Origin of the sequence: Marinimicrobium sp. UBA4509 (genome assembly GCF_002388575.1) — a bacterium.
Taxonomy (GTDB): Bacteria; Pseudomonadota; Gammaproteobacteria; order Pseudomonadales; family Cellvibrionaceae; genus Marinimicrobium; species Marinimicrobium koreense.
Window position 1 is genome coordinate 36,469 of the sequence record NZ_DGMV01000037.1, and the last position, 9,046, is coordinate 45,514.

The 9,046-nt window shown below is 59.5% G+C and carries 10 protein-coding genes; 6 read left to right on the forward strand and 4 right to left on the reverse strand.

What is annotated here, in order from left to right; all coding sequences use genetic code 11:
* From B3520_RS05630 to coxB, 3 genes are all read right to left on the reverse strand, one after another.
* A partial coding sequence (locus tag B3520_RS05630; RefSeq protein ID WP_286875605.1) for a cytochrome c oxidase assembly protein occupies positions 1 to 271 on the reverse strand: 271 nt, incomplete at its 3' end.
* A 24-nt stretch (positions 272 to 295) separates the two neighbouring features.
* Complete coding sequence (gene ctaD, locus B3520_RS05635) at positions 296 to 1,846, reverse strand: cytochrome c oxidase subunit I (protein ID WP_286875607.1); 1,551 nt, start codon at positions 1,844 to 1,846, stop codon at positions 296 to 298.
* An 11-nt stretch (positions 1,847 to 1,857) separates the two neighbouring features.
* Positions 1,858 to 3,003, reverse strand: coding sequence for a cytochrome c oxidase subunit II (coxB, locus tag B3520_RS05640; RefSeq protein WP_414673657.1), 1,146 nt, complete (start codon positions 3,001 to 3,003; stop codon positions 1,858 to 1,860).
* Positions 3,004 to 3,379: 376 nt separating this feature from the next.
* On the opposite strand from coxB, the gene B3520_RS05645 reads away from it, so the two are divergent.
* The 3 genes from B3520_RS05645 to B3520_RS05655 all read left to right on the forward strand — a co-directional run bounded on the left by B3520_RS05645 (position 3,380) and on the right by B3520_RS05655 (position 5,608).
* Entirely contained in the window at positions 3,380 to 4,279 is a 900-nt protein-coding gene (locus B3520_RS05645; RefSeq protein WP_286804174.1) for an MATE family efflux transporter, read from the forward strand.
* Positions 4,260 to 4,694, forward strand: coding sequence for an MATE family efflux transporter (locus tag B3520_RS05650; RefSeq protein ID WP_286804173.1), 435 nt, complete (start codon positions 4,260 to 4,262; stop codon positions 4,692 to 4,694). Before B3520_RS05645 ends, B3520_RS05650 begins: the two co-directional genes overlap by 20 nt.
* 263 nt (positions 4,695 to 4,957) lie before the next feature.
* Positions 4,958 to 5,608 carry a hypothetical protein gene (locus tag B3520_RS05655; protein ID WP_123639448.1) on the forward strand — a complete coding sequence of 217 codons (651 nt, stop codon included), beginning with the start codon at positions 4,958 to 4,960 and terminating at the stop codon, positions 5,606 to 5,608.
* Here the strand turns inward: B3520_RS05655 and B3520_RS05660 are convergent.
* Positions 5,598 to 6,152: a peroxiredoxin gene (locus B3520_RS05660; RefSeq protein ID WP_123639449.1), complete on the reverse strand. Its 555-nt coding sequence runs from the start codon at positions 6,150 to 6,152 to the stop codon at positions 5,598 to 5,600. The genes B3520_RS05655 and B3520_RS05660 overlap by 11 nt on opposite strands.
* Before the next feature lie 439 nt (positions 6,153 to 6,591).
* Between B3520_RS05660 and B3520_RS05665 the strand changes: the two genes are divergently transcribed.
* From B3520_RS05665 to B3520_RS05675, 3 genes are all read left to right on the forward strand, one after another.
* Positions 6,592 to 7,527, forward strand: coding sequence for a LysR family transcriptional regulator (locus B3520_RS05665; RefSeq protein WP_286804172.1), 936 nt, complete (start codon positions 6,592 to 6,594; stop codon positions 7,525 to 7,527).
* An 82-nt stretch (positions 7,528 to 7,609) separates the two neighbouring features.
* Complete coding sequence (locus B3520_RS05670) at positions 7,610 to 8,659, forward strand: putative urea ABC transporter substrate-binding protein (protein WP_286804171.1); 1,050 nt, start codon at positions 7,610 to 7,612, stop codon at positions 8,657 to 8,659.
* The coding region (locus tag B3520_RS05675) for a cysteine hydrolase family protein (RefSeq protein ID WP_286875608.1) at positions 8,656 to 9,046 on the forward strand (391 nt) is incomplete at its 3' end. The genes B3520_RS05670 and B3520_RS05675, both read left to right, overlap by 4 nt.

A 9,046-nucleotide genomic window follows, 5' to 3' on the forward strand; every position in this document is an offset into this window, starting at 1 on the left:
CCGTCACCGTGCGCACCGCTGGCTTGAACTCCCAGGGCATACCTTCATTGTTGGTGGACACAAACTGGACCTTGATGGTCCGGCTGGTATCAATGCCGGAATCGGTCGCCTCGTAGCGACCACCGGTTTTGCCATTCAGGCCCGTTACTTCACAGAAGGCATCGTACAGGGGTGGCATGATCCAGATGGCAAAGACGAACATGCCCACCACCGTCACACCCAGCTTCGCGCTGAGTGCGGCGGTCGGGTTATTGGGGAAAAGCCATTTCATACCATGCCCCCTTGATGATGCCGTTTACTTGATTTCCGGCGGCGTGCTGAAGGTGTGGTACGGCGCCGGTGACGGCAGCGTCCACTCCAGACCTTCCGGGTTATCCCACACTTTGGCGGTCGCCGGCTTGCCGCGCAGGATGGTGGATACCACGATGTACAGGAACAACACCTGTGCCGCACCGAACAGGAAGGCGCCCACGGAGGAGATCATGTTCCAGTCGGCAAACATCATGTGGTAATCCGGAATCCGCCGCGGCATACCCGCCAGACCGGAGAAATGCATGGGGAAGAATGTCAGGTTCAGGCCGATAAACGCCAGCCAGAAGTGGGTCTTACCCATGGTTTCGTTGTACATCCGGCCACACCATTTGGGCAGCCAGTAGTAAACGCCGGCGGTGATCGAGAAAATCGCACCGGGCACCAGCACATAATGGAAGTGCGCCACCACAAAGTAGGTGTCGTGGTACTGGAAATCCGCCGGGGCTATGGCCAGCATCAGGCCTGAGAAGCCGCCGATGGTAAACAGGATGACGAAGGCCACCGCGAACAGCATCGGAGTTTCAAAGGTCATGGCACCGCGGAACATGGTGGCCACCCAGTTGAATACCTTCACCCCGGTGGGCACGGCGATCAGCATGGTGGCGTACATGAAGAACAGCTCACCGGCGATGGGCATACCCACGGTAAACATGTGGTGCGCCCACACGATGAAGCTCAGGAAGGCGATCGATGCGGTGGCGTACACCATGGAGGAGTAGCCGAACAACGGCTTGCGCGCGAAGGTGGGGATGATCGCGCTGATAATGCCGAACGCCGGCAGAATCATGATGTACACCTCGGGGTGACCGAAGAACCAGAACACGTGCTGGAACAGTACCGGATCACCGCCACCGGCGGCGTTGAAGAAGCTGGTGCCGAAATGAATGTCCATCAGCATCATGGTGACCACACCCGCCAGTACCGGCATGACCGCAATCAGCAGGAAGGCGGTGATCAGCCAGGTCCAGACAAACAGCGGCATCTTCATCATGGTCATGCCGGGGGCGCGCATGTTCATGATGGTAGCGATGATGTTGATCGCCCCCATGATGGAACTGGCACCCATAATGTGGATGGCAAAAATGAAGAAGGTCACCGACGGCGGCGCGTAGGTGGTGGACAGCGGCGCGTAGAAGGTCCAGCCGAAGTTGGGGGCACCGCCCTCCATAAACAGCGTGGACACCAACATCAGAAACGCGAACGGCAAAATCCAGAAACTCCAATTGTTCATCCGCGGCAGCGCCATATCGGGAGCGCCGATCATGACCGGGATCAACCAGTTGGCCAGGCCGACAAAGGCCGGCATGACCGCACCAAAGACCATCACCAGGCCGTGCATGGTGGTCATCTGGTTAAAGAAGTTGGGTTCGACAATCTGCAGACCGGGCTGGAACAGCTCGGCACGAATCACCAGGGCGAACAGGCCACCCAGGAAGAACATGGTAAAGCTGAACCACAGGTACATTGCACCAATGTCTTTGTGGTTGGTGGTGTACAACCAGCGAGTAATACCTTTTGCGGGGCCGTGAGCCATTGCGATACCTCCTAGTTGCCCTGTTTATGGTTATAGATATCAATGGGCTGGGCTTCGTCGCCCATGTTGTTGCCCCAGGCGTTGCGCTCGTAGGTCACCACCGCGGCGATGTCCACTTCGCTGAGCTGTTCACCGAACGCCTGCATCGCGGTGCCGGACACCCCGTTGACGATCACATCGATATGATCCTCGATAGGTCCGACCGCCAGACTATCGCCGTGCAGTGCCGGGAAGGTCCCGGGAACACCCGAGCCGTCGGCCTGGTGACAGGCGGCACACCAGCGGCCATACACATCCTCACCACGCTCGTAGAGCTCATCAAAGCTGAAGGTCTGCTCGGTCAGTTTGGCCAGCTCTTCGGCCTCGGCCTTCTTGTCCGCGAGCCACTGGTTGTACTCTTCTTCCGGCAGCGCCTCGACCACAATCGGCATAAAGCCGTGGTCCTTGCCGCACAATTCAGCGCACTGACCGCGGTAGATACCGGGCTCTTCAATCAGCGCCCAGGATTCATTGATGAAGCCGGGAATAGCGTCTTTCTTCACTCCGAGATCCGGCACCCACCAGGCGTGAATCACGTCCGAGGCGGTAATCAGGAAGCGGACTTTCTGACCCACAGGCAACACCAGAGGCTCATCCACTTCGAGCAGATAGTTGGGGTTTTTAGGGGCAAAGCCGTCGATTTCGTCCCGCGGGGTGCTCAGGTTACTGAAAAAGCTGACATCGTCTTCGACGTAATCATACTTCCAGCGCCACTGATAGCCGGTGATCAGGACATCGACTTCCGCTTCTGTGGAATCGTAAAGTTTGATCAGACTACTGGTGGCAGGAATGGCCATGATGACCAGAATCACCAGCGGAATGGCCGTCCAGAGAATCTCCAGGCCGACGTGTTCGTGAAAGTTGGCCGGTTTTACGTTGCGGGATTTGCGGTGCATGATCATGCTGTAGAACATGATCCCGAAGACCACTACACCAATCGCCACGCACCACCAGAACATCTCCATATGGAGACCCTGGATCTCGCGACTGACCGGCGTTACCCCCTCGGTCATATTAAACTTCCAACGCTCAACCTCGTCTGCCAGGGTCTGATAACTGGTCATCAGCACGGCAGGGGCAAGCAGCCAGGCAGACCGCCTATGCGCTCGTTTAAACATCGCCCAAATTCTCCGTGTAGCTAGCTTATGTTTATTGTGAAACTACCGGGGCTCTTTCAATGCCCCACCGTTGCGACGCGTCGCCCCGCGGCCCGGGATCAACCGACACACGATACGACACTCCCTCACTTGCCGTCATTCATCGGCAATCAGGGGTAAGAGTCAATGTCGGCTGAATAACCAACGGGTTCGCGTGGCGGGGTACGGCCAGTGCACTGCGGCTAATTGTCGCAACCACCGACAACAAGGAGGCCATAGCGACAAAAAAAAGTCAATGCTTTTATACCCTTAGCGTTTATTTATTGTTGCGTAGACAGGCGTTACACTCCCGCTCCGCCCGGGCCTTAACGGGTACCTCCAAGTTGATACTGCCGCCATGACCGATACCCGCCCCAACCACCGACAGATCTGGCAACTCGCTTGGCCGATGATGCTGAGCAACCTGTCCATTCCATTGCTCGGCGCCGTGGATACCGCCATTCTCGGCCACCTGGGCAGCCCGGTTTATCTCGGTGCCGTGAGCCTGGGGGCGAGCGTTCTGACACTCTTGTTCTGGTCCTTCGGATTTCTGCGCATGGGCACCACCAGCGTGGCCGCTCGGGCGACCGGCGCGGAAGACCATGACGCCATCCGCCTGGTGCTCGCCCAGAGTCTGATACTCGCCCTGGGCCTGGCACTGCTGATCATCGCCCTCGGCCCCTGGCTGATCCCCACGGCGCTGGGCTGGATGGGAGCCAGCCCGGAGGTGGCCGCGCTGGCCCAGAGTTACGGCGAGATCCGCCTGTGGGGCGCCCCGGCCAGCCTGATGAACTTCGCCCTGATCGGCTGGTTTATTGGCCGTCAGGATACCCGACGCCCGCTGATGATTCTGCTGACCACCAACCTGCTCAATATCCTGCTCGACGCCCTGTTGATTCTGGGGCTGGGGATGAAGAGCGACGGTGCCGCCTGGGCCAGTGTGCTGGCCGAGTATGGTGGGCTGTTGGTCGGTCTGGGCCTGCTCAGGCACCACCTGATTCGGCTTCCCGGACAGCTTGATCGGCTCCATCTGCGCCAGTGGAACGCCTACCGGGCACTGCTGCAGGTCAATCGCCACCTGTTTGTCCGCACCTTGTGTCTGCTGTTGGTCTTTGCCTTTTTTGCCGCCCAGGGGGCCCGACTGGGCGACCAGATACTGGCGGCCAATGCGGTTCTGCTGCACCTCCTACGCACTGGACGGCTTCGCTCACGCCGCCGAGGCGCTGGCGGGTCGAGCGGTGGGCGCCCGTCAGGCTGACGCTCTGCGCCAGACGGTGCGGCTGACTACCCTCTGGGCCCTGGCCTGCGCGGCGCTGATCAGTCTGGTTTTTATCGCCGGCGCGCCCTGGTGGCCCGGGTTGTTCACCAGTCTGGAGCCGGTCCTCGAACAGGTCCGGGCGCACTACCTCTGGATTTGCCTGGTTCCTCTGGTGGGCGTCTGGGGTTATCAGTTGGACGGGGTTTACCTGGGCAGCGGCCGGACCGCTATCATGCAGTACTCCGTCGTCGGGTCGGCGCTGCTGGTGTTTCTGCCGCTATGGTGGTGGCTGCAGCCACTGGGCAATCACGGCCTCTGGCTGGCGTTTCTGGCCTTTAACGGCGCCCGGGGGATTTCCCTGGGTGCGGTGTATTACTACCTGAATCGTCGCCGTCGCTGGCTGCTACCGGCCTGACCCAAGTAACGTTCCATACGTTTTTCGCCAACGGTTATAAGCAATCACTCTTAAAACCGCCTTGTATTTACCGGGTTTTGAATTAAGTTTAAGGGTGAGCACACGCCGTGCGACTGTTCGCTCTGCGGGTATCCCCCGCCGACGCATTACCGGCCGAGTCGACACCCGACTGACCCTGGCTGGACGCCGACCGCGGTGCATACCGCCACCGCCACACTCATCGAGCATTTACCATCACGGGCCGGGAGGTTCATGCCAAGGTCATGTGTCTGCGACCACTCGACGACATTCGCGCCCTGATTCAGGCCGCGAAACAACAGGACCTGGAGACAGGGCAACTGAGCCGGATCATTCAACGTCGGGCGGATCGATTGCACGTGGCGATTCAGTTACCACCCCTTCAGGCCGAGGCCGCACTTCATGATTTCGTGGTGCGCTACGTGGAGCATGTGCCCGCGTTTATCGGGGCCATTGATGCCCTCACTCGGGAGGCGGGGGTCAATGATCGGGTGGCGCCACTGCTCAATATCGCCTGCGATTATTTTCTGTCCCCCCCGGATCTGGTCAGAGGCCGCAGTCATCTGGTGGCATTGCTGGACGAAGCCTACTTGGCCCATCGCCTGCTTGAAGAGGTCAACGACCGTTTCATCGGCTATTGCGGCATTCCACTGGCGCCCATGGATACCACCCGCGCCAACGTCATTGCTCATGAACTGATCGGGGAACCTTTCGCCAACGAGCTGGATCAGGCGGTACTCTTCTCCGCCGAACTACTGCTCAACGAGTACCCGTTCGAGGGCGATAACTTCAACGCCTATATTGCGCAGCACCGGGACCGGGGTTGGTCCGAGGAGCTGCGTCGCTGGCCCTGCCTGGCGGCCAACCTGGATATCGGCCTGCGTCTCAACGCCTGAGCTTAGTGAGAATATCCGTGGGATTGAGGTGGGGCGGAAACACCGGGTAGTACACCTGCCGGATCACGCCCCCCTCGATCAAAAGCGTCAACCGTTTGATGTAACGGGACTGATCGTAATCGAAGGTGGGGAGCTCCAGTGCCTGAGCAAGCTTGAGCTCGCTGTCATTGAGCAGGGGGTACGGCAGGCGCAAGCGCGCGACGGTTTCGCGCTGATCCTCGAGGGGCTGGGCGCTCACCCCGTACACTTCCACCCCCATTTGTTGGAACTCCGGATACCGATCCCGGAACGCGCAACACTGGGTGGTGCACCCTCGTGCCCCGGGAATTTTGTTCCAACCTCTCATGGGTGGCTGTTCCGGCTTGCCGGTCATGGGGTAAAAGAACACCACGGCGGTGCCGCTGATTGCACTGAGGTCTACCGTTTCCTTCCCGGTGCTCGGGAGCGCCAGACTGGGAACTGCCATGCCCTGCAGATGATCGCAGGCGCCATCGTCCTGAGGCTCCGGTAAGCCCTCGGGCAGCATATACAAGTTTTTGGCCATTCGCTGTTGTCCTGTCAATCGGGAGGGCCTGCATCGTGCATCCCCTCACCGGTGAATCGGGGTTGTCTCTTGTGTCTCTTGCAGGACTTCTTTCGCCGCTGAAACCACTCGGCCACCGCACCGCAAAAGCCCATCTACACTATTCCGATGGGCAATTCCCATGCCAGCCACTCCCAACCGCGCGAGTCCCTTCTATAAAGTGTAGTCCCAGGTTCATGGCAACCGCTAGCTGACGCGAAAGAATATTATCGTGGGCACCGAAATGGAGCAGCTGCCCGTGCAACTCCATGGACTGCACCAAGATTGAGCAGTTTGCAGCGTCAGCCCCTGGACTCACAAGGACTCCCTGTAGGTACAAGCCTTGCAGCGGTAAATGGTTCAGACGGCGTGAGACCGTTGAAGACTGTGTCAATCGACTTGCTCTTAGGCGGTATCACTTATGCACCTGACCGATATTGACTTACGGCTGCTGGATGTTTTTGTCGCGGTAGTGGAAAGCCGTGGTATCGCGAGCGCCCAGACCCTACTCAACCGGGACGCTTCCACCATCAGTCGGCAGCTACGCCAGTTGGAAGAGCGACTGAAGCTGCGCCTGTGCGAGCGCGGCCGCAGTGGCTTTTCCCTTACGCCCCATGGGGAACGCGTCTATCGCGAAACGCTTGCCTTGAACCAAGCATTGCGACGATTCGAGGAACGCGCGGACCGTCTGAGAGGACAACTTTCTGGGCATGTTCATCTGGCGATGATCGACAATCTGATCACCGACCCCAACTGCCCGCTCAAGGAGTTGCTGGCCCGTTACGGTGGGCGCTCGGACAACCAGGTGCACCTGCATGTCGATGTGTTCAGTCCGGCCCAGATTGAACAGGCACTGCTGGATCACAGGGCCGATGTGGGTATCGGTATTTTTCCCACTCATCTGGAAGAGTTGGATTATCAACCCCTTTATGCGGAAACGGACTGGCTGGTTTGCTCCCCTTTTCACCCACTTGCGGAGGCCGAGTCCCTGGAAGAGGTAAAGGACACTCTTAGCGCCTGCGCCAAGGTGGCCCGGCAATTTCTCAATGCCCAAGACACCCGCCCGCTGGGAGGAGAGCCGGGGCGAATCACCGCCTGGGTCAGTAATATTGAGGCGGCTGCGCTGCTGATTCTGGCGGGCACCCACGTAGGCTTCCTGCCCAGCCACTACGCGCGTCGCTGGCTGGAAAATGGGCAGATGGTCGCGATCCGACCCGACCACTATCAGAGACGCTCCACCATTGAGATGGTGATTCCCCGCCGCAAGGAAATGCCTCATCCGGCTGTGGCCGCCTTTCGTCAGGACCTGGCCACCATCGTTGAGATGCGGGGTTTACCGGCGGCGGGCGTCAGGTAAACCTGCAGACACGGTCATTTTTCCGAGCCTTTACGCAGGCCACACTAATTGGGTCTTTTCCCGATTCTCACTGGAGATCATCATGCAACGACTCATTCCCCTCGGCCTGGCCGCCACTTTACTCGCCGGCGCCCAGCCTGCACTCGCCGACGACGACACTTTCCGGATCGCCTGGACCATCTACGCGGGTAGCATGCCTCTGGGTTACGCCGAAGAAACCGGAATTCTCGACAAGTGGGCCAAGCGTTACGACATCGACATTGAAGCGGTGCAGCTGAACGACTACATCGAAGCTCAGAACCAGTACACTGCGGGCGAGTTTGACGGCGTAATTGCCATTACACTGGACGCGCTCACCATTCCCGCCGCCGGCGGCGTCGACTCCACCGTAGCGGTGCTGCTCAACGCCTCCAATGGCAGCGACGGACTGATCATGAAAGGCAAGGACAAAACCATCGCCGACCTCAAAGGCGGCCGGGTCAACCTGGTGGAGTACTCGGGATCACACTACCTGCTGGCCCGAGCCCTGGATGAACAGGGCATGAGCGAGCGCGACCTGACCGTGGTGAACACTTCAGATGCCGACATCATCGCCGCTTTCCAGACCGATGACAGTCAGGCTGTAGTCACATGGAAACCGCAGTTGAGCGAAATTCTCGACCAAATGCCCAACAGCAGCCTGCTGTTCGACAGCTCAGACATTCCCAATGAAATCACCGACGCTCTGTTGGTTCACACCGAAACACTGGAGCAACACCCGGAGCTGGGCAAGGCACTGGCTGGCGCCTGGTACGAAGTCATCGCCATGCTGGAACCGGATCATCCCAACCACGATAAAGCCATCGCCGACATGGCGGATGCTGTGCAAACGGATCGGGCCGGCTTTATGAGCCAGATCGCCACCATCAACTTTTTCAGCCCCGAAGAGGCCATCGACCTGGTGAGCAGCGACGACTTCTCGAACGGCCTCAAGGCAATGACCCAGTTCGCCTTTGAGAAAGGCCTATTGGGTGAGGGCGCCAGCGGCCCAGAAGTGATCGGCGTGGAGTTTCCGGGAGAGACGGTGCTGGGCGACCCCGGCTACATCAAACTTCGCTTCCCCACAACGTTTATGGAGTCAGCCGCGCAATGAGCTGGTCACCTCTGACTCAGTCCCACCCCTACCACTGGCCCCTCGCGGGTCAGTGGAGCGCGGCCGACACCGCCTTGCTGGTGATCGACATGCAGGCCGACTTTCTCAGTCCTGATGGTTACTTCGCCCGGATGGGCAATTCACTGGAAGGCACCCGGGCCGCGATAGAGCCATTACAACGGGTCTTGCAGGCCGCCCGGACCCGGGGTATCCGGGTAATCTATACCCGCGAATCACATCGTCCAGACCTGACCGACCTCAGCCCCACCAAGCGGGCGCGGGCCGAATCCATGGGCACCCCCATCGGTGGCCCCGGTCCCCTCGGTCGGTTCCTGGTGCGCGGCGAACCGGGCTGCGACATCATCCAGGAACTGGCCCCCGAACCCG

What these genes read in the sequence shown, in the direction of transcription:
- ctaD (WP_286875607.1), bottom strand. Translation starts at nt 1,846, where the DNA reads ATGGCTCACGGCCCCGCAAAAGGTATTACTCGCTGGTTGTACACCACC.
- coxB (WP_414673657.1), bottom strand. Translation starts at nt 3,003, where the DNA reads ATGTTTAAACGAGCGCATAGGCGGTCTGCCTGGCTGCTTGCCCCTGCC.
- B3520_RS05645 (WP_286804174.1), top strand. Translation starts at nt 3,380, where the DNA reads ATGACCGATACCCGCCCCAACCACCGACAGATCTGGCAACTCGCTTGG.
- B3520_RS05655 (WP_123639448.1), top strand. Translation starts at nt 4,958, where the DNA reads ATGTGTCTGCGACCACTCGACGACATTCGCGCCCTGATTCAGGCCGCG.
- B3520_RS05660 (WP_123639449.1), bottom strand. Translation starts at nt 6,152, where the DNA reads ATGGCCAAAAACTTGTATATGCTGCCCGAGGGCTTACCGGAGCCTCAG.
- B3520_RS05665 (WP_286804172.1), top strand. Translation starts at nt 6,592, where the DNA reads ATGCACCTGACCGATATTGACTTACGGCTGCTGGATGTTTTTGTCGCG.
- B3520_RS05670 (WP_286804171.1), top strand. Translation starts at nt 7,610, where the DNA reads ATGCAACGACTCATTCCCCTCGGCCTGGCCGCCACTTTACTCGCCGGC.